The 20,014-nt window shown below is 62.1% G+C and carries 12 protein-coding genes and 8 pseudogenes; 14 read left to right on the top strand and 6 right to left on the bottom strand.

The window, feature by feature from the left end:
- Positions 1-83: 83 nt before the first annotated feature.
- The 4 genes and pseudogenes from gap to GKE73_RS23100 all read right to left on the bottom strand — a co-directional run bounded on the left by gap (position 84) and on the right by GKE73_RS23100 (position 3,213).
- A pseudogene (gene gap, locus GKE73_RS09130) lies at positions 84-1,096 on the bottom strand (type I glyceraldehyde-3-phosphate dehydrogenase).
- 202 nt (positions 1,097-1,298) lie between these two features.
- Positions 1,299-2,225: a transketolase-like TK C-terminal-containing protein gene (locus GKE73_RS09125; RefSeq protein ID WP_230369816.1), complete on the bottom strand. Its 927-nt coding sequence runs from the start codon at positions 2,223-2,225 to the stop codon at positions 1,299-1,301.
- A 49-nt stretch (positions 2,226-2,274) separates the two neighbouring features.
- Positions 2,275-2,704, bottom strand: a pseudogene (locus GKE73_RS23105) (thiamine pyrophosphate-binding protein); the annotation flags it as partial.
- 35 nt (positions 2,705-2,739) lie between these two features.
- Positions 2,740-3,213 carry a thiamine pyrophosphate-binding protein gene (locus GKE73_RS23100; protein WP_280954853.1) on the bottom strand — a complete coding sequence of 158 codons (474 nt, stop codon included), beginning with the start codon at positions 3,211-3,213 and terminating at the stop codon, positions 2,740-2,742.
- Positions 3,214-3,508: 295 nt separating this feature from the next.
- Here GKE73_RS23100 and parC point away from each other — a divergent pair.
- The 4 genes and pseudogenes from parC to GKE73_RS09100 all read left to right on the top strand — a co-directional run bounded on the left by parC (position 3,509) and on the right by GKE73_RS09100 (position 8,766).
- Positions 3,509-5,865, top strand: a pseudogene (parC, locus tag GKE73_RS09115) (DNA topoisomerase IV subunit A).
- Between the two features lie 3 nt (positions 5,866-5,868).
- A complete protein-coding gene (locus GKE73_RS09110) occupies positions 5,869-7,218 on the top strand; it encodes a histidine kinase dimerization/phospho-acceptor domain-containing protein (RefSeq protein ID WP_230369815.1) in 1,350 nt (449 codons plus the stop codon).
- A complete protein-coding gene (locus GKE73_RS09105) occupies positions 7,185-7,397 on the top strand; it encodes an ATP-binding protein (RefSeq protein WP_230369814.1) in 213 nt (70 codons plus the stop codon). The genes GKE73_RS09110 and GKE73_RS09105 overlap by 34 nt, the downstream gene beginning before the upstream one ends.
- 15 nt (positions 7,398-7,412) lie before the next feature.
- Positions 7,413-8,766: pseudogene (locus tag GKE73_RS09100) on the top strand (sigma-54-dependent transcriptional regulator).
- Between the two features lie 45 nt (positions 8,767-8,811).
- Here the strand turns inward: GKE73_RS09100 and GKE73_RS09095 are convergent.
- A complete protein-coding gene (locus tag GKE73_RS09095) occupies positions 8,812-9,609 on the bottom strand; it encodes a LysR substrate-binding domain-containing protein (protein ID WP_312854412.1) in 798 nt (265 codons plus the stop codon).
- 210 nt (positions 9,610-9,819) lie between these two features.
- Between GKE73_RS09095 and GKE73_RS09090 the strand changes: the two genes are divergently transcribed.
- Together GKE73_RS09090 and fghA are read left to right on the top strand one after the other, a co-directional pair.
- Entirely contained in the window at positions 9,820-10,938 is a 1,119-nt protein-coding gene (locus GKE73_RS09090; protein WP_245393835.1) for an S-(hydroxymethyl)glutathione dehydrogenase/class III alcohol dehydrogenase, read from the top strand.
- Positions 10,939-10,951: 13 nt separating this feature from the next.
- Positions 10,952-11,801 (top strand): annotated as a pseudogene (fghA, locus tag GKE73_RS09085) (S-formylglutathione hydrolase).
- An 80-nt stretch (positions 11,802-11,881) separates the two neighbouring features.
- Here the strand turns inward: fghA and pdxH are convergent.
- Positions 11,882-12,522: pseudogene (pdxH, locus tag GKE73_RS09080) on the bottom strand (pyridoxamine 5'-phosphate oxidase).
- A gap of 172 nt (positions 12,523-12,694) precedes the next feature.
- Between pdxH and hemA the strand changes: the two are divergent.
- The 8 genes and pseudogenes from hemA (at position 12,695) to pgaB (ending at position 20,002) form a co-directional block, all read left to right on the top strand.
- Positions 12,695-13,949: pseudogene (gene hemA / locus GKE73_RS09075) on the top strand (glutamyl-tRNA reductase).
- Positions 13,949-15,026, top strand: a pseudogene (prfA, locus tag GKE73_RS09070) (peptide chain release factor 1). Before hemA ends, prfA begins: the two co-directional pseudogenes overlap by 1 nt.
- 150 nt (positions 15,027-15,176) lie before the next feature.
- The gene (locus tag GKE73_RS09065) at positions 15,177-15,377 is read left to right on the top strand and encodes a YgaP family membrane protein (RefSeq protein ID WP_230369813.1); all 201 of its coding nucleotides are present in this window, start codon (positions 15,177-15,179) and stop codon (positions 15,375-15,377) included.
- Between the two features lie 286 nt (positions 15,378-15,663).
- Positions 15,664-16,143 carry a DUF4337 domain-containing protein gene (locus GKE73_RS09060; RefSeq protein WP_230369812.1) on the top strand — a complete coding sequence of 160 codons (480 nt, stop codon included), beginning with the start codon at positions 15,664-15,666 and terminating at the stop codon, positions 16,141-16,143.
- Between the two features lie 526 nt (positions 16,144-16,669).
- Entirely contained in the window at positions 16,670-17,740 is a 1,071-nt protein-coding gene (locus tag GKE73_RS09055; RefSeq protein ID WP_230369811.1) for a PgaA family protein, read from the top strand.
- On the top strand, positions 17,689-18,648 hold the full coding sequence (locus GKE73_RS09050; protein ID WP_230369810.1) for a PgaA family protein: 960 nt from the start codon (positions 17,689-17,691) through the stop codon (positions 18,646-18,648). Before GKE73_RS09055 ends, GKE73_RS09050 begins: the two co-directional genes overlap by 52 nt.
- Positions 18,579-19,109: a PgaA family protein gene (locus tag GKE73_RS09045; RefSeq protein WP_376767316.1), complete on the top strand. Its 531-nt coding sequence runs from the start codon at positions 18,579-18,581 to the stop codon at positions 19,107-19,109. Before GKE73_RS09050 ends, GKE73_RS09045 begins: the two co-directional genes overlap by 70 nt.
- A complete protein-coding gene (gene pgaB, locus GKE73_RS09040) occupies positions 19,109-20,002 on the top strand; it encodes a poly-beta-1,6-N-acetyl-D-glucosamine N-deacetylase PgaB (protein ID WP_230369808.1) in 894 nt (297 codons plus the stop codon). Before GKE73_RS09045 ends, pgaB begins: the two co-directional genes overlap by 1 nt.
- Positions 20,003-20,014 lie beyond the last annotated feature (12 nt).

Here is a 20,014-nt window from a genome sequence, read left to right as displayed (position 1 = left end):
GCATGGTTCTGTCCGGTTGCTAAGGGACGGTTTCGGCCAACCTGCAACGCGTGGAGGTTGGCCGAACGGCAGGCGCGGGCGGCTTATTGGGCCGCGAACATGGCGCGGGCGGTGCGCAGCATCTGCTGGCAGAAGCCCCACTCGTTGTCGTACCAGGCCAGCACTTTCACCATGTTGCCGTTGGACACCTTGGTCAGCGTGGCGTCGAAGGTGGAGCCTTCGGTGGTGTGGTTGAAGTCGCTGGAAACCAGCGGCAGGGTGTTGTAGCCCAGAATGCCCTTCATCTTGCCTTCCGAGGCGGCTTTGACGATGGCATTGACGTCGTCCACGCTGGTGGCGCGGCCAGCTTCGAACGTCAGGTCAACCAGCGAAACATTGATGGTCGGCACGCGTACGGCAAAGCCATCCAGCTTGCCTTTCAGTTGCGGCAGCACCAGACCGACGGCCTTGGCGGCACCGGTCTTGGTCGGGATCATGTTTTCCACGGCGGAACGGGCGCGGCGCAGGTCTTTGTGACGAACGTCGGTCAGCACCTGGTCGTTGGTGAAGGCGTGGATGGTGGTCATCAGGCCTTTGACGATGCCCAGTTCGTCGTTCAGTGCCTTGGCTACCGGAGCCAGACAGTTGGTGGTGCAGGAAGCGTTGGATACCACGGTCATGTCGCTGCGCAGCACGTCGTGGTTGACGCCGTAGACTACGGTGGCGTCCACGTCATCGCCGCCCGGTGCCGAGATCAGCACTTTCTTGGCGTAAGCATTGATGTGTGCCTGGCATTTTTCCTTGCTGGTGAAGGCGCCGGTACATTCCAGTACCAGATCGACATTCAGCGCTTGCCACGGCAGTTCGGCCGGGTTGCGGGTGGAGAAAAACGGGATGACGTCGCCATTGACGATCAGGTTGCTGTCATCGTGGCTGACTTCGGCGGCAAAGCGGCCGTGCACGGTGTCAAACTTGGTCAGGTGGGCGTTGGTGGCCGGTCGCCGGAAGCGTTCACGGCAACGATTTCAAAGTCGTTGCGCAGGTTGTATTCGTAGATGGAACGCAGAGCCTGGCGGCCGATACGGCCATAGCCGTTGATGGCGATACGGATGGTCATGGTCTTTTTCTCCCGGAAATGGATCACGATGATGACTGCCATGGCGGGTGGCCGTGCTCCCCAGCTGGCTAAGCCCGGGTAGCCATCATCTCAAATCAATGCCACCCCGCCGCGGGGTGGCTGTGTTGTGTATCAGTTAAGCAACGCCGTGGTTTTTGCCACCACGTTGTCGACGGTAAAGCCGAATTCGGCAAACAGCTGGCTAAGCCGGTGCGGATTCGCCAAAGCGGTCCAGCCCGATGACATCGCCTTCCAGCCCGACGTACTTGCGCCAGAAGTCGGAGACACCGGCTTCAATCGCCAGACGCGGCAAACCGGCGGGCAGAACGCTGGCCTGATAGGCCTTGTCCTGCGCATCGAACAGGTTGGTACACGGCATGGATACCACGCGTACCGCGATACCCTGTTCGGCCAACCTGGCTTGTGCCTTGAGCGCCAGATCGACTTCCGAGCCGGTGGCCAGCAGCACGGCGCGGGCGCCGTCGGCATCGGACAGCACATAGCCGCCCTTGCGGATATCGGCCAGTTGTTGGGCGCTACGCTCGACAAACGGCAGGTTCTGGCGGCTGAGAATCAGGCTGGACGGGGTGTGGCGCTGTTCGATGGCGCTGGCCCAGGCTGCCGCGGTTTCGCTGGTGTCACACGGACGCCAAACGTGATGGTTGGGGATGTAGCGCAGCGTGGCGACTTGTTCCACCGGCTGGTGGGTCGGGCCGTCTTCGCCCAGACCGATCGAGTCGTGGGTGAACACGAAAATCGGGTTGATCTTCATCAGCGAGGCCATGCGCAGGGCGTTGCGGGCGTATTCGCTGAACATCAGGAAGGTGCCGCCGTACGGGCGCAGGCCGCCGTGCAGCGTCATGCCGTTGATGATGGCGGCCATGCCGAATTCGCGCACGCCGTAGCTGATGTAGTTGCCGTTGCTTCGTCGATCCACTGCGAACCGGACCAGTTGGTCAGGTTGGAGCCGGTCAGGTCGGCCGAACCGCCGACAAATTCCGGCAGCGCCTAACGACAGTGCTTCCAGTGCGATCTGACTGGCCTTGCGCGTGGCCACGGTTTGCGCGGCGGCGTTGATCTTGGCCAGTGCGGCATCGCGCGCTTCGTCCCGTGCAGCAAGGCAGTTCACCGCTCATGCGGCGGGTGAACTCGGCGGCCAGTTCCGGGAAGGCGGCGCGATAGGCGTCGAACGTTTTGTTCCAGTCGTTTTCCACGGCGGCACCCTTGTCGCGGGCGTTCCGGGCAGCGTAGATGTCGGCCGGGATTTCGAACGGCGCGTGCGGCCATTGCAGGTGCGCGCGTGCGGCGGCGATTTCATCGCCACCCAGCGGCGAGCCGTGCACGTTGTGGCCGCCCTGTTTGTTGGGGGCGCCGCAGCCGATGGTGGTCTTGCAGCAGATCAGCGTCGGGCGTTGCGTGTCCTTGCGCGCGGTCTCGATGGCGGTCTTGATTTCCGCTGCATCGTGGCCGTCCACGCCGCGGATCACCTGCCAGCCGTAGGCTTCAAAGCGGGCCGGGGTGTCGTCGGTGAACCAGCCTTCCACTTCGCCGTCGATGGAGATGCCGTTGTCGTCCCAGAAGGCGGTCAGCTTGGACAGGCCCAGTGTAAGCCAGCGAACAGGCTTCATGGCTGATGCCTTCCATCAGGCAGCCGTCGCCGAGGAAGACCCGGTGTTGTGGTCGACCACGGTGTGGCCGGGGCGGTTGAACTGAGCCGCCAGCATTTTTTCGGCCAACGCCATGCCCACGGCGTTGGTGATGCCCTGACCCAGCGGCCCGGTGGTGGTTTCCACGCCCGGGGTGTAGCCGTATTCCGGGTGGCCCGGGGTTTTGGAGTGCAGCTGGCGGAAGTTTTTGAGATCGTCGATCGACAGGTCGTAGCCGGTGAGGTGCAGCAGGCTATAGATGAGCATGGAGCCGTGCCCGTTGGAGAGCACGAAACGGTCGCGGTTGGCCCAGTGCGGGTTGGCCGGATTGTGTTTCAGATAGTCGCGCCAGAGTACTTCGGCAATGTCTGCCATGCCCATCGGGGCGCCCGGGTGACCGGATTTGGCCTTTTCCACCGCGTCCATGGAAAGAAAACGGATCGCGTTGGCAAGCTCGGTACGGGTGACCATGTCGGAAAAACCTCAAAACTGGTAGGGGGAGCCGGAACGACCATCATCCAGCCCGTCTGCCGATACCAGTGGGTGGGGTGGATAACCGCCGCGAAATCATGAAATTATCGCCGATTTTGACAGGGTGCGGCAACCGCTGGGCCGTGTAACGCCATGCCGGGCAGCCCTGAATGTCGTGCCAGTGGCACGGTTGGCGGCCGAGCATAGTAGAATTGCCGACGCAGCGCACCGCCGGAAAGCGGCATGCGCCCGGCCCGCCTTCCGGCGCCGATCTTCATCTACATGTTGCCCGTCTATGAACAGTAACGATCTCTTTGCCCCGTCCGAGCCCGATAGCGATCAACCGCCGCCGAGCGCTCCGCCTGCCGCCAGCGCCGAGGGCGACTGGATTCCGCTCGATCTTTATGCCGAGCGCGCCTATCTGGAATACGCCATGAGCGTGGTCAAGGGGCGGGCGTTGCCGGAGGTGGCCGACGGCCAGAAGCCGGTGCAGCGGCGCATCCTGTATGCCATGCGCGACATGGGGCTGGTGCATGGCGCCAAGCCGGTGAAATCGGCGCGCGTGGTGGGCGAGATTCTGGGTAAATACCACCCGCACGGTGACAGCTCGGCCTACGAAGCGCTGGTGCGCATGGCGCAGGACTTTACCCTGCGCTACCCGCTGATCGACGGCCGGGCAACTTCGGTAGCCGCGATGGCGACGGTGCCGCTGCCATGCGTTACACCGAGGCGCGCCTGACGCCGATTGCCGAACTGCTGTTGGCCGAAATCGACATGGGCACGGTGGATTTTGTGCCCAACTACGACGGCGCCTTCGACGAGCCGCGCCTGCTGGCACGCCTGCCAATGGTGCTGCTCAACGGCGCCAGCGGCATTGCCGTGGGGCTGGCCACGGAAATTCCGCCGCATAACCTGACCGAAGTGGCGCGCGCCTGTCTGGCGTTGCTGGACAATCCGGAACTCACCACCGCCGAGTTGATGCGCCATATTCCCGGCCCGGATTTCCCCGGTGGCGGGCAGATCATCACGCCGGAAGCCGACATCCCGGCCGCCTATGAAAGCGGTCGCGGCAGCGTGCGCGTGCGCGCCAAGTGGGAAGTGGAAAAACTGGCGCGCGGCCAGTGGCGCGTGATTGTGTCCGAGCTGCCTCCGGGGTCGTCGGCGCAGAAGGTGTTGGCCGAAATCGAAGAAGCCACCAACCCCAAGCTCAAGAGCGGCAAGAAAACGCTGACGCAAGACCAGCAAAACCTCAAGAGCCTGATGCTGTCGCTGCTCGACCGGGTGCGCGATGAATCGGACAGCCAGCATCCGGTGCGGCTGGTGTTCGAACCCAAATCCAGCCGACAAGACCCGGACGACTTCATCAATACCCTGCTTGCCCAGACCAGTCTGGAAGGCAACACCTCGATGAACCTGGTGATGATCGGACTGGACGGCCGCCCGGCGCAGAAGGGGCTGAAACCGATCCTCAGCGAGTGGCTGGATTTCCGCCGCCAGACGGTGACGCGCCGCTTGCAGCACCGGTTGGGGCAGGTGGAAAAACGCATCCATATCCTCGAAGGGCGGATGATTGCCTTCATTCACATCGACGAGGTGATCCGGGTGATTCGCGAGTCGGACGAGCCCAAGCCCGATCTGATGAAGGCGTTTGGCCTGACCGAAATCCAGGGCGGAAGACATTCTGGAAATCCGCCTGCGCCAATTGGCGCGGCTGGAAGGCTTCAAGCTGGAGAAGGAGCTGGGCGACCTGCGCGAAGAACGCGACAAGCTGCTGCACCTGCTGGCCACGCCGGACGCGCTGCGCGGGCTGATCCGCGAGGAAATTCGCGCCGATGCCGCCAAGTATGGCGACGCCCGCCGCAGCGAGATCAAGGTGGCGGAACGCGCGGTGCTCAACCAGAGCATGGCAGACGAGCCGATCACCATCATCCTGTCGCAAAAAGGCTGGCTGCGCGCGCGCGTGGGCCACAGCGTCGATCTGTCGACGCTCAATTTCAAGGATGGCGATGCGCTGTTCACGGTGCTGGAAACCCGCACCGTCTGGCCGATCGTGGTGCTGGACACGCATGGCCGTAGCTACACCATTGATGCCGCCGACGTGCCAACCGGCCGTGGCGATGGCGTGCCGGTGTCGTCGCTGGTGGACTTGCAGGATGGCGCGCTGCTTAAGCACAAATGCTCAGCGGCAAGGAAGACAGTCGCTTCGTGCTGGCCGGTTCCGGCGGCTATGGCTTTGTCGCCGGGCTGGCCGACATGACCGGGCGGGTGAAGGCTGGCAAGGCGTTCATGACGCTGGATGCCGACGAAACCGTGCTGGCGCCGGTGCCGGTGAATGCCGCGCTTGATACGCTGCGGCTGGTGGCGGCGGCCGACAATGGCCGTTTGCTGGCGTTCCCGGCCAGTGAACTGAAGGAATTGGCCAAGGGCCGTGGCCTGATGCTGATGCAGCTCGATAGCGGTGAGCGGCTGACCGCCGTCGGCCTGGTGGCGGGCGACAAGGCGCTGCTCTCGACTGTGTCGGTGCGTGGCAAGTTGGCCGAAGAGAAACTGGGGTTGGCCGAATTCGACGGCAAGCGCGGCAAGAAGGGCAAGCCGCTGCCGCGCAAGGTGACAGTCAAAACCATTGGCGATTTGCCCGGTCAGGCTGGCTAAACCATGCTGCCGCCCTCGCGCCTGCCGCTTACGCCGCGCAACACGCTGACCTTCGTCAACCTGTTCCGCTCGGTGATGCTGGGCGTGTTGTTGGCCATGTCGCTGTTGCAGGATTCGGAAGGTTTGCCGCTGGTGGATGGCGGTGCGCTGTTCCACGTGTGGGCGCTGTTGTACGCCTTGCTGATCGGCGGCTGGTTCCTGCTGCGCGAGGGCAAGCTGGCGCACGGTTTGCAGCTGTCGTTGGCCATTGCCTCCGACATCGTCATGATCGTGTTGCTGATGGGGCTGAACGGCGGGGTGAGAAGCGGCTACGGCATGTTGCTGTTGCCGTATCTGGCGGTGGCCGGGCTGCTGTCGTCCGGCCGTTATGCGCTGTTTTACGCGGCGATCGCCACCGGCGTGCTGTTCAGTTTTGAAGGCTACCAGTACAGCCGTGGCTTCAGCCTGTCGCCCGATCTGTTCCAGACCGCACTGTTGTCGCTGGTAAGCTTTGTCACCAGCGGCATGACCTACCAGCTGGGACGGGCGGCGCGCGAGTCGGAAGAACTGGCGCGGCGGCGCGGCGGTGAAATCGCCAACCTCAACCAGCTGAACGAACTGGTGCTGCAAAGCCAGCGCGACGCGGTGTGCGTGCTGGACGAAACCGGCACGGTGCGGCAGTTCAACGCGCAGGCGAGCCGCTATTTCCCCGGTCTGAGCCGTGGCGTGCTGTTGCCGGAACTGGCACCGCTGGTGGAACGCTGGCGACAGCAGGGCTGCCCGGCGGGGTCGCAATTTATCGAACGCAACGTGCGTGGCCGCCAGCTGGGTGGCCGCATGGTGCCGATTCTCAGCGGCGATTTGCGCGGCGTGGTGCTGTTCTTCCGCGACATGGCCGACATGGCCGAGGAGGCGCGCCGGATCAAGCTGGCGGCGCTGGGCCGCCTGACCGCCAATATGGCACACGAAATCCGCAACCCGCTGTCCGCCATCAGCCACGGCGACTTGTTGGCCGAACAAGCGGACGACCCGGTGGCGCAACGCCTGACGCGCATCGTGCGCGACAATGCCCGACGCATCAACAGCATGGTGGAAGACGTGCTGGTGCTGGGGCGGCGCGACCGGATCAAGACCGAATCGCTGCAACTGTCCAGCTTTCTGGCCGAGCTGGTCGATCATTTCGGCATGGCGCAACCGGCAACCGCCGGGCGCATCGTGACCGATTTCGCCACCGACGGCATCATCCTGTTCGACCGCGTGCATCTGGCGCGCATCGTTACCAACCTGCTGGCCAATGGCTGGCGCCATTCCAGCCGGTCGCCGGGGCGCTGCGGCTGGAAGTGGCGCATGGCACCGATCCACAGCGTTTGCTGATCCGTGTGCGTGACGACGGGCCGGGCGTGTCGGAAGAGGCGCTGTCGCATCTGTTCGAGCCGTTTTTTACCACCGAAAGCAGCGGCACCGGGCTGGGGCTGTATATCGCCCGTGAGTTGGCCGAAGCCAATGACGCCCGGCTCGACTACCTGCCGCCTAAGCCGGTGTTTTTCAACTGAATTGTCGTAAAGCCTATGACTAAAGCAGCCTTGCGCGTACTGGTGGTGGATGACGAGCCTGACATCCGCGAATTGCTGGAACTGACCCTGCTCAAGATGGGGCTGGAAGTGGTGACGGCGGGTACGGTGAAACACGCCTGCGAGCGGCTGGCGGGCCAGCCGTTTGATCTGGCGTTGACCGACATGCGCCTGCCCGATGGCAACGGCATGGACGTGGTGCGCTTCATCGGTCAGCAAGGGCTGGATGTGCCCATCGCCGTCATCACTGCCTATGGCAGCGCGGAAAACGCGGTGGAAGCGATGAAAGCCGGGGCGTTTGATTACCTGTCCAAACCGGTCAGTCTGGCGCAGCTGCGCACGCTGGTGAAATCGGTATTGAAGCTGGATGGTAGCCGTCCCGGCCCGGCGGTGGCCGAGCGCTTGCAGGGCGAGGCTCCGGCGTTGCAGGAGGTGCGTCGGCTCATCGCCAAACTGGCGCAGAGCCAGGGCGGCGGTGTATATCAGCGGCGAATCCGGCACCGGCAAGGAGCGCGCCGCGCGCTTGATCCACGAACTGGGCCCTCGCGCTGCCCGACCGTTTGTCCCGGTCAACTGTGGCGCGATTCCGGAAACGCTGATGGAAAGCGAGTTTTTTGGTTATCGCAAAGGCGCGTTTACCGGTGCCGACAGCGAGCGCGATGGCTTCTTTCAGCAGGCCAACGGCGGCACGCTGTTTCTGGACGAGGTGGCCGATCTGCCGCTGGCGATGCAGGTGAAACTGTTGCGGGTGATTCAGGAAAAAACCGTGCGCAAGCTCGGCAATCCGCAGGAAGACCCGGTCGACGTGCGCATCATCTGCGCCACGCATCAGGATTTGGCGGCACGGGTGGAAGAAGGTACCTTCCGGCAGGATTTGTACTATCGCCTCAACGTGTTGCAGCTGAAAATGCCACCGCTGCGCGAATTGCGCGAGGACATTCCGCACTTCATCGCCACGCTGCTGGACCGCTTCGCCTTGCTCAGTCAGGAAAAGCGCCCACATCTGACCCCGGCGGCGGTGACGGCGCTGATGGCCTACAACTATCCGGGCAATTTCCGCGAGCTGGAAAACATTCTGGAACGCGCGGTGGCGCTGGCTGGCGGCGACGATGTTGACGTGGCTGATCTGCAATTGACGCCCAGCGCCACGTCGCTGGCTGATAGCGAATTGCTTACCGAATATAGCCATGGCGGGCAGGAAGCGCTGCCGGATTTTCTTGACCGCGTGGAACGTGCCGCCATCATCAAGGCACTGGAAGCCACGCGCTTCAACCGTACCCAGGCCGCCAAGCTGCTGGGGCTGACCTTCCGTTCCATGCGCTATCGCATGGAGCGCCTTGGCATCAAGTAAGCATCAGGGTTGGCCGAAACCGTCGCTTCGGCCAACTTCGTCGCCTTATTGCGTAAGCGCCAGCTGCGTGCGCAGGAACTCCAGCAGCAACCGCACCTTGGCCGGAACATGGCGGCGCTGCGGATACACCGCCCAGACCGCCGTGTTGGGCGGCTGGTGTTGCGGCAGCAGGGATACCAGCGTGCCGCGCGCCAGATGCGGCTGTACGTAATAATCCGGCAATTGCGCAATGCCAAAGCCGCGCAAGGCCGCGTCCAGCACTGCCCAGCCACTGTTGCAGCGCCAGCGTCCCTTGGGCCGGAACAGCCATTCATGCCCATCCAGATCAAACGCCCAGGTTTCTGACGTGCCGGTCAGGCAGGCGTGTTCGGCCAACTCGTACAGGCTTTGCGGCGTACCGTGTTGCGCCAGATAGTCCGGGCTGGCGCACAGGTATTCCACCCGTGGTGCCAGCCGGGTCGCCACCAGGCTGGATTCACTCAGCCGTCCCAGCCGCACCGCCAGATCCATGCCTTCCTGTACCAGATCGAGCTGACGGTTGGTCAGCACCATGTCGACCGACAGCTGTGGATAACGTTCGAGGAAGGTGTTGACCAGCGGCGCGATGAAGCGCTCGCCGTAGGCCACTGCGCAGGTCATGCGCAGGGTGCCGCTCGGTTCGTCGTGTTCGCGCCCGAGCGACAGGAACAGCTCGTCGCGTTCTTCGGTCAACCGTTTGCAGTGGCGGTGCAGCGTTTCGCCAGCCTCGGTCAGGCGTACCGTGCGGGTGTTGCGATAAAACAGCCGGGTGTCGAGCCGCGCTTCCAGCGCTGCCACACGGCGGCTGACAAACGAGGCCGACACCCCGGGCGCAACGCGGCGGCGGTGAAACTGCCACTGTCCGCCACCGCCACAAATTCTTCGATTGCCTCCCAGCTGTACGGCTTGTCCATGGTTTTGTTCCGATTATTGCCATACGGCAATAGTATTTTACCGTACAGCGCTACGTTGGCCGCAAGTTGCGCCCGTATACTGCCGTTTTGCCTGTTGTCGTCAGCTTAACGAGGAATTGCCATGATCAAGTCGCGCGCCGCGGTCGCACGGGCGGCCAAACAACCGCTGGAAATTGTCGAAGTGGATGTGGAAGGCCCCAAGGCGGGTGAAGTGCTGGTGCGCATTGTTGCCACCGGCGTGTGCCACACCGATGCCTACACCCTGTCCGGTGCTGACCCGGAAGGCGTGTTCCCGGCCATTCTCGGTCACGAAGGCGGTGCGGTGGTGGTGGAAGTGGGCCCGGGCGTGACCTCGGTACAGCCGGGCGATCACGTGATTCCGCTCTACACGCCGGAATGTGGCCAGTGCAAGTTCTGCCGCTCCGGTAAAACCAATCTGTGTCAGGCCATCCGTGCCACGCAGGGCAAGGGGCTGATGCCGGACGGCACCACGCGCTTCTCCTATCAGGGCAAGCCGATCTATCACTACATGGGCACGTCCACCTTCTCCGAATACACCGTGTTGCCGGAGATTTCGGTCGCAAAGATCAGCAAGGAAGCGCCGCTGGAAAAGGTTTGCCTGTTGGGCTGTGGCGTCACCACCGGCATGGGCGCCGTGCTCAATACCGCCAAGGTGCAGCCGGGCAGCACGGTGGCGATTTTCGGTTTGGGCGGCATCGGCCTGTCGGCCATCATCGGCGCCGTCATGGCCAAGGCCAGCCGCATTATCGGCATCGACGTCAACCCGGCCAAGTTTGAAATTGCCAAACAGTTGGGCGCCACCGAGTGCATCAACCCGCTGGACTACGACCGGCCGATTCAGGAAGTAATCGTCGACCTGACCGATGGCGGTGTCGACTATTCGTTCGAGTGCATCGGCAACGTCAAGGTGATGCGTTCCGCGCTGGAGTGCTGTCACAAGGGCTGGGGCGAATCGGTGATTATCGGTGTGGTAAGCGCGGGCGAGGAAATCAGCACCCGGCCGTTCCAGCTGGTGACCGGCCGCGTCTGGCGCGGTTCCGCCTTTGGTGGCGTACGCGGCCGCAGCGAGTTGCCGGGCTATGTCGAGCGCTACATGAAGGGCGAGTTCGAACTGGATACCTTCATCACCCACACCATGGGGCTGAACGACATCAACAAGGCGTTCGAGCTGATGCACGAAGGCAAGAGTATCCGCAGCGTCATCCATTTCGACCTGTAACGCGGTGCCCGCCATGACTGCCGCTCCCACACGACTTTCGGCCAACCTCTGTTTCGGCGGTTGGCAGTATCGCTATCAGCACGCGTCGCAGGTGCTTGGCTGTGACATGAAGTTTGCCATCTACCTGCCGCCGCAGGCCGAGTCCGGCCGCGTGCCGGTGCTGTACTGGCTGTCCGGCCTGACCTGTAGCGAGGAAAACTTTATCCACAAAGCCGGGGCGCAACGTCTGGCGGCGCAGCTGGGGCTGGCCATCGTGGTGTGCGATACCAGCCCGCGCGGCGCCGGCGTGGCCGATGACCCTGCTTACGATCTGGGGCAAGGCGGCTTTTACCTCAACGCCAGTCAGGCGCCGTGGGCCAGCCATTACCGCATGTACGACTACGTGGCCGACGAGCTACCGGCGCTGATCGAAGCGCATTTCCCGGTGACCACCGCGCGCAGCATTGCCGGGCACTCCATGGGCGGCCATGGCGCGCTGGTGCTGGCCTTGCGTCAGCCGGAGCGCTACCGTTCGGTATCGGCATTTGCCCCCATCGTTGAGCCATCCCGCGTGCCGTGGGGGCAGAAGGCGTTTGCCGCCTATCTGGGCGACGATGCGCAGCAGTGGTTGCAATGGGATGCCTGTGCCTTGCTGGCGCAGGCGTCGCAACAGTTGCCGTTGTTGGTGGATCAGGGTGAGGACGACGAGTTTCTCGACAGCCAGCTGCATCCACACGCCCTGCAACAGGCCGCCGAGCGCGTCGGTTATCCGCTCACGCTGCGCCGAGCAGCCGGGCTACGACCACAGCTACTATTTCATCGCCAGCTTCATTGACGATCACCTGCGTTTTCATGCGCAGGCGTTAGGGCTGCCCATCGCCTGACCGGGTGGCTTGCCGCCAGACAGCAACGCCCCGTGAACCTTTGGTTACGGGGCGTTGTGCTGGCCAGCATGATGGCGGGTTTACGGCGCCAGGCGTACTTTCTTCCAGCTGCCGTTTTCGGCCAACGTGTACACCACTCGGTCGTGCAGGCGGCTGGGGCGTCCCTGCCAGAACTCGATGCGATCCGGCACCACGGCAAAGCCACCCCAATGCGGCGGGCGCGGCACGCTGATCGGGTGTTTTACGCCAAACATCGCCGCGCGTTTCACCAGCACCGCCTTGGAATCGATTTCCGTGCTTTGCTCGCTCGCCCGGGCGCCCAGCCTGCTGGTGTAAGGGCGGCTGGCAAAATAGGCATCGGACACCTCCGGCGCCACCGGCTAGCCTTGCCTTCCACTCGCACCTGGCGTTCCAGCTCCGGCCAGAAAAAGGTCAGCGACACATAAGGGTTGGCCAACAACTGCTGCCCCTTGCGGCTGTTGTAGTTGGTGTAGAACAGCAACTGGCCGTCTTCCACGCCCTTGAGCAGCACCATGCGTGCTGACGGGCGGCCATCTGCCCCCACGCTGGCCACGTTCACGGCCGTCGGTTCGTTCACCTGTGCCGTCATGGCCTCGTTCAGCCAGACTTCAAACTGCGCCACCGCGTCCGGCAGGCAGTCATCGGGTGAGAGTTCTTTTTGCGAATAATCCTTGCGGATGTCGGCAAGATTGAGCGACATGGTAAGCCTCCTGTTGACGCTATCTTAGTCTAATTCCGGCTGGCCGAATAACTGTCCGTCATCGCCGCCGCCACCCGATCAAACCGTTAGGCTGGCCGCGCGCACGTAGCCGGGACGGGCGCGCCAACTTAGGCTAAAATACCCCATTTCCTCTGCGGCTTATTTTCCGCCCATGCATCTGGTCGCCTTCGGTCTCAATCATCACACTGCCCCGCTGTCGGTGCGGGAAAAACTGGCTTTCCCGGCCGAAGTGTTGCCGAAAGCACTGGAAAGCTCGGTGCAGTCGGCGGCCGCACGCGAAGCCGCCATCGTGTCCACCTGTAACCGCACCGAGATTTACTGCAACAGCAGTGATCCGGACGCGGCGCTCAACTGGCTGTCACGTTTTCACAGCCTGCCGTTGGCCGAACTGAAACCCTATCTGTACCAGCTGGATGCCGCCAGCGCCGCCCGCCATGCCTTCCGCGTGGCTTCCGGGCTGGATTCCATGGTGCTGGGGGAAACCCAGATTCTGGGCCAGATCAAGGACGCGGTGCGCACCGCCGAACGGGTGGGCACGCTCGGCCCGCTGCTCAACGGCCTGTTCCAGAAAACCTTTGCCGTGGCCAAGGACGTGCGCAGTTCCACCGCCGTCGGCGCCAGCTCGGTGTCGATGTCCGCCGCCGCAGTCAAGTTGGCCGAACAGATCTTCCCCACGGTGAGCGAGCTGAATGTGCTGTTTATCGGCGCTAAGCGAGATGATCGAACTGGTGGCTACCCACTTTGCCGCCCGCAACCCGGCCTGTATCACCATCGCCAACCGCACGCTGGAACGCGGCCAGAAACTGGCGCAGCAGTTCTCCGGCAACGCCATCACGCTGTCCGAACTGCCCGATGTCTTGCCGCGCTACGACGTGGTGGTGACCTCCACTGCCAGCCAGTTGCCGATTGTGGGCAAAGGGCTGGTGGAACGTGCCCTCAAGGCCCGTCGCCATCGCCCCATGTTCATGCTCGATCTAGCCGTGCCGCGCGACATCGAGATGGAAGTGGCCAAGCTGGATGACGTCTATCTCTACAGCGTGGACGATATCGCCAGCATCGTCGAAGTGGGCAAGGAAGCCCGCCAGCAGGCTGCGGAAGAAGCCGAAGCCATCATCAAGGCGCGCGTGGTGGAATTTGTCGAGTGGCTGAAACGGCGCGAAGCCGTGCCGCTGATCCGCTCGCTGCGCGACGAAGCCGAACGTATCCGCCGTAACGCGCTGGACGCCGCGCAAAAGCAGCTGGCACGCGGCGAAGCCCCGGAAAAAGTGCTGGAAGCGCTGTCGCTCCAGCTCACCAACAAACTGATGCACCCGCCGACCCAGGCGCTGTCGCAAGGCCACGGGCCGGAACACGACGCGCTGATCGAGGCGGTGGCACATCTCTACCGCCTACATCCGGAGTCGTAATGAAACCGTCGATTGCGACCAAACTGTCGCAGTTGGCCGAACGTCTGGAAGAAGTCACCCATCTTCTGGCCAGCGAATCCGCCACTGCCAACATGGATCAGTTCCGTAAACTGACCCGCGAACACGCCGAACTGACCCCGGTGGTGGAAGCCTTTTCCGCCTACCAGCAGTGCGAAAACGACATCGCCACCGCCGAGGAAATGCTGTCCGACCCGGACATGAAAGAATTTGCCCAGGCCGAACTGGACGAAGGCAAACAAAGGTTGGCCGAACTCGAGCTGGCGTTGCAAAAGCTGCTGCTGCCCAAAGACCCGAACGACGACAAGAACATCTTTCTGGAAGTGCGGGCTGGCACCGGCGGCGACGAGGCGGCGCTGTTTGCTTAGCGACCTGCTGCGCATGTACACCCGCTTTGCCGAACGCAACCGCTGGCAGGTGGAAGTGGTCTCGGCCAGCGAATCCGATCTGGGCGGCTACAAGGAAGTGATCGTGCGCCTGATCGGGCAAGGCGCCTATTCGCGTCTCAAGTTCGAATCCGGCGGCCACCGCGTGCAGCGCGTACCGGCCACCGAAACCCGGGGGCGGATTCATACCTCGGCCTGCACCGTGGCGGTGATGGCCGAAGCCGATGAACTGGTGGACGTGGTGCTCAACCCGGCCGACCTGCGCATCGATACCTTCCGCGCCAGCGGCGCCGGTGGTCAGCACATCAACAAAACCGACTCCGCCGTGCGCGTCACCCACTTGCCCACCGGCATCGTCGCCGAGTGTCAGGACGGCCGGTCGCAACACGCCAACAAGGCCAGCGCACTAGCCGTGCTCGCCGCACGCATCAACGACATCCAGCGGCGCGAGCAGCAACAGAAGGAAGCGGCCGAGCGCAAGAGCCTGATTGGTTCGGGCGATCGCTCCGAGCGGATTCGCACCTATAATTACCCTCAAGGCCGTATTACCGACCACCGCATCAACCTGACGCTATACAAGCTTGATCAGGTCATGGATGGCGACCTGTTCGAGCTGACCGATGCGCTGATCGCCGAACATCAGGCCGAACAATTGGCTGCCATGGGCGACTGAGGCGGCCGGGCCGCAATCATTTCTCCGCATTGGGGCCACGCAAGTGGCCTTTTCTTTGGTGCACAGGGGGAAATGGTTACGGACGTGATGCTTCATGATATTATGTTTTTATATATATCGTAGTAGCTAACCCCACTCCGGGAGCACAGCATGCAACAGAATATCGGCAATATTGAACGCGTGATCCGTATCGTCGCCGGGCTGGGTATCCTCAGCCTGGTATTCGTCGGCCCGCAGACGCCATGGGGCTGGCTGGGTATTGTGCCGCTGGCCACCGGGTTGCTCGGCTGGTGTCCGCCCTACGCCCTGTTGGGTATCAACACGGCCTGCAAAACCAAAGACCAGGCTTGATCCCGTCCCGCCCGGCACCTGCTTGCGGGCGTGTTAGCCGCCTGATCGTCAGCACCGCCCGCTCTCGGGCGGTTTTTTATGGGCAGGACACGACCGGACAAAAGGCTGGGCAAAGCGCACGGAAAGCTTTATAAAGCAGGTTTTCGGCCGCGAGCGCCGACGCACGCCTGCCCACTGTCAGGCTTGTGGCGCCCGCGCTGGTGTCTTTCTGATTTCGTTAGCGTACCCACCATCATGTCTGAATCGCAAAAAGAACCACCGGCTCAACCAGCTGGCGCTGTCTACCGTGTTCCTTGCCGTCTGTGCCACCTTATCCACCTTCAAGGCTGGTGGCTATTCCACACTCAGCCTGATCAGCCAGCAGCAGGCATCGGACCAATGGGCGTTTTATCAGGCCAAAAGCCTGAAAAAGAACCTGTACGACCTGTCGCGCAGCCAACTGCAACTGGCGCGTGCCGCCCTGCCTTTAAGCAGCCCGGCAGCGGCAGAATTCGATGCCAAAATTGCCGAGTTCGGCAAAAAGTCCGCCACTTATGGTCAGGAGCAGGCTGATATCCGGGCCAAGGCCAAGCAGCTGGAACTGCAACGAGATACCGCACAGAAACACGGCAAGCCGTTTGGTCTGGCGGTGATCTTCCTGCAGGTCGCCATCTTGTTGTCATCGGTGGCTGGCTTGCTTAAAAAGAAAGCCCTGTGGCTCACGGCGCTACCGGTGGGTTTGCTCGGCATGCTGTTCTTCGCCAACGGCTTCTGGTTGTTCTTCTAATGCAATGATCCACGCTGCGCCGCCGGGGTTGGCCGAATGGTCTGCATGGCGGCGGCAGCGAGTGCATGACCATCCGTCTGCATGGCGCTGACCCATCCGGGTCAGCGGTCTTCCCCTTCTTGTTGCCCCTGCCTGCCCATTTGGCATTTTTCATTGTCTACCAAGCAACCGCTTGATTCATTTCTGCCACACCGGCTAGTCTTAATTCTGATGGCAATGCCAAACGAGGCAAGCGCAGCAGAAATGATTATTGGATTTCTTGCCAACCGGTGTTAACCATTGAAGAGTACACACTGATATGAAAGGGGTTTTTCTGTACTCCAGTCATGCGGGATGGCATGTGCCACGCAGGGAAATGATGGGCGCTGTTCATTGTTAACCATATAAATAGCATGGTTTTTCTACGCAATATGATATTTGCACTATCAGATAAAATAACAAATAATTAAAGAAGCATTTGACATACTACGGGTGCCAGCTTCACCCAATATCCAATCTCCATGTCAATCCGACTGGCGTGAGCTATATGAAAAAGAACCTTTTGCCCTGCTTGTTGGCAGGATTGTTTTCGGTCGGGGTGTCTGTCCATGCGGCGGAATTGCCACGCTGGAAGCAGGCGGACTATGTGGCAGCGATTCAGGCCGCCAGAGCAGGGCAGCCAAGCGGAGCCTTGCAACTGTTGGAACAAGAGCGCCAGAAAGGCGCCTTGCCGACTCCGTTGCTGGATGACTACCTCACCTTGCTGTGCTGGGATGGCCGCAGCGTCGAAGCATTGCGCCAGTGGAAAGCGCAGCCTGATCCAGCTTTGACGCCGACTACTCTTGGCCTGCTGGCGCGCAAGGCGCGCGACCAGCATGACTATGCCTTGGCGCAGCAGCTCTATCGCACCGTACTCAACTCCCATCCGACCAGCGATGCCAGCGCAGGCCCGGCCATGACTCAGGCCGATGCCGGGCAACTGCCACAGGCATTGGCTACGCTGGCTGCCGCAGGCAAACCGGCGACCCGAGCCGACGAACTGGAGTTGGCGCGCGCCCGCTCCTATGTGCTGGTACAAGGCGGCGATCTGACCGCCGGTCTGAGCAATATCCGGGCCGCGATGCAACGTTTTCCCGGTGACCGCGAATTGGCTCGAACCTACGTCACCCTGTTGCTGAAACTGGGCGCACCAGGCGAAGCCCATCGCTTTATCCGGCAGAGCGGCGGCGTTGACCGCACGCTGGATGTGCAAACCGAGCTGGATCAGGCCGCCGTCACCAGCCGCTGGGGGGTGACGCAGGAGTCGCTGGAAACCGGCACGCAGCGCTACCAACTCACCGATCTGGCCTTGCAGCAAAATCAGATCGTCAGCGAGCAATTGCGCCCGGACGAACAGCGGTTTCGTGATGGCGCCTTGAATGACCGCCTGATCATGCTGCAACAGCGTGACCGGTCGGCAGAGGTCATTCGCGACTATGAACAGCACCAGCCGTTTACGCTTAACAAACCTATACCCGGGCAGCGGTGGCTGATGCCTATCTGGCACAAAAAAAACCGCAACAGGCCGTGCCTCTGTACCGTGCCGCCATTGCCGCCGCACCCAATGCTGATGAGGTGATCGATTGGCGCATTGCCTTGATCTTTGCCTTGCTGGAATCCGGCCAAAGCGATCAGGCGCGGCAGGAAATGGCAGCGTTGAAGCGCGCGGTGCCACGCACCCGCTATGACGCGCCCAGTCGGCAAACGCGCTACAACGGCGATTATCAAAAGGTCATGCTGACCGATGCCATGTTGCAGGCCTATCTGGACAACACGCGCGAGGCTTGGAAAAAGCTGGATGCGCTGTTGGCCGAAGCCCCTTTCAATACCGAGTTGCGCAATAACCGCGGCTCGCTGGCGCTGATGCGCGGTTGGCCGCGTCAGGCCGCCGGTATCTTTGCCCGCGTCAAGGTCGACGAGCCGCAGGCGTATGAAGCCAGTAGCGGGCTGGCATCGGCCGCCATGGATACCTACGAATTCGATCAGGCCGGGCAGCAGCTGGATTACCTCGACAGCGTCCGTCCCGGCTGGCGTACGCTGACCACCCTGCAGGATCGCTGGTATTGGGAAACGCGCCCGGAACTGGTGGTTGAGGTGGGCAAGGACTTGTCCGGCGCGCGTGGCGCGGGGGAACAGAACGCCCGGGACAGCCAGTCGCGCTTGTACTCATCACCTTACGGCCATTGGCGCGTATTTGCGCAGCACAATCTGGCCACTGCCCACTATAGCGACGAAGGCAAGGCCCGTTATGAAGCTTACGGGTTGGGGGCGCAATACCGCGACAGCAATGGCGTGGGCGAGTTCGGCCTGCTGGCGGCACTGGATGGCTCGCGCCGTGGTGGCGGCTTTGCTGGCTATACCGGACGCCGGATGATCACTGGTCGCTCGGCCTCCGGCACGAGGAAAACTCCAGCGATGTGCCGCTCAAAGGGCGGCTGGACGATTTGCATGGCCGCCGTAGCAGCCTGGCACTGGGTTATCGGGTGAGTGATTACCGTTCGTTCAATCTGGATGCCGCCGTGTCCTCGCTCTCCGATGGCAATCTGCGTAAAACGCTGGGTACCGGCTGGACGGAACGCTGGTATAGCGGGCCGGTTTACAAGCTGGATACCACGCTTGCGCTGGCGGCCAGCCATAACGACGAGATGCCGGATGCGCGTTATTTCAACCCCAAGAGCGATGTCGAAGTTGGCTTGACCACGGTGCACGACTGGAAGCTGTGGGGGTACTACGACGACACGTTGCATCAGCGGCTCGGTCTGACGGTTGGCCGGTATGCCCAGCAAGGCTACGCCAGCGGTCTGGTCTGGAGCTATTTTGTCGAACAGGAATGGCAGTGGTCGCACCGTGGCAGTGTGCGTTACGGCTTCTCGCGCACGCGGCATCCTTATGACGGGGCTGCCGATTTTGGCAACCGTGCCTACATCACTCTGGACTGGCGCTTCTAATGAAACTCAAACACATATTGCTTGGGCTGGTCATTTCTCTCATCAGCTGGTGTGCGCTGGCGGCAGCGGTAGCGCCTTCCTCATCACAACTGGTGGTGCTGGCTTACCATGAGATCGACCAGAACAGCCCGGCCAGTGACGTGAATGCGGTGGACACCAAGGCATTCGTCAAGCAACTGGAATGGCTCAAAGGGCAGGGTTACCACTTTGTCAGTGTCGATGACATTCTGGCGGACCGGGCCGGTAGCAAGCCGCTACCCGAAAAGTCTGTGCTGCTGTCCTTCGACGATGGCTATCGCAGTGTCTATACCAACGTGTTTCCGGTCCTCAAGCTGTTTAAGGCCCCGGCGGTGATTGCGCTGGTCGGCCACTGGCTGGAAGTGCCGGATGGCCAACTGGTGCAATACGGTAACGAGAAAGTGCCGCGCAGCAATTTCCTGTCGTGGCAGCAAATTCGCGAGTTGCAGGCCAGTGGACTGGTCGAAGTCGCCAGCCACAGTTATGACCTGCATTTTGGCCAGGTTGCCAATCCGCAGGGCAATCAGCTGCCCGCTGCCACCTCGCAGGCCTACAAGGGCGATCGCTATGAAACCCACGAAGAATATCTGGCCCGCGTGAGGGCTGACCTGCAACGCAATCGCGAGATTCTCAAGGCGCATTTGGGCAAGGCGCCGCGCGTCATGGTGTGGCCATACGGCAGCTACTCGCGCGAAACCATCCGCCCGGCGGCGGAGCTGGGCATGCCGGTGGCCATGACGCTGGATGACGGCGCCAATACCCGGGATACGCCGTTGTCCGCGCTGCACCGCCTGTTGTTGGACGCCAACATGAAGCTGTCCGATTTCTCCTATCAATTCAAAAAGATGGAACGTGCGGTACAGAGCGAACAGTAAGCGCCGTCGCGC

The organism is Paludibacterium denitrificans (genome assembly GCF_009707705.1).
Taxonomy (GTDB): Bacteria; Pseudomonadota; Gammaproteobacteria; order Burkholderiales; family Chromobacteriaceae; genus Paludibacterium_A; species Paludibacterium_A denitrificans.
The sequence above is the reverse complement of the archived record's forward strand: the minus strand, read 5'-3'. Positions and strand labels throughout refer to the sequence as shown.

Coding starts and splice junctions, on each gene's coding strand:
- GKE73_RS23100 (WP_280954853.1), bottom strand. CDS start 3,213: ATGGTCACCCGTACCGAGCTTGCCAACGCGATCCGTTTTCTTTCCATG.
- GKE73_RS09110 (WP_230369815.1), top strand. CDS start 5,869: ATGCTGCCGCCCTCGCGCCTGCCGCTTACGCCGCGCAACACGCTGACC.
- GKE73_RS09090 (WP_245393835.1), top strand. CDS start 9,820: ATGATCAAGTCGCGCGCCGCGGTCGCACGGGCGGCCAAACAACCGCTG.
- GKE73_RS09065 (WP_230369813.1), top strand. CDS start 15,177: ATGCAACAGAATATCGGCAATATTGAACGCGTGATCCGTATCGTCGCC.
- GKE73_RS09055 (WP_230369811.1), top strand. CDS start 16,670: ATGAAAAAGAACCTTTTGCCCTGCTTGTTGGCAGGATTGTTTTCGGTC.
- pgaB (WP_230369808.1), top strand. CDS start 19,109: ATGAAACTCAAACACATATTGCTTGGGCTGGTCATTTCTCTCATCAGC.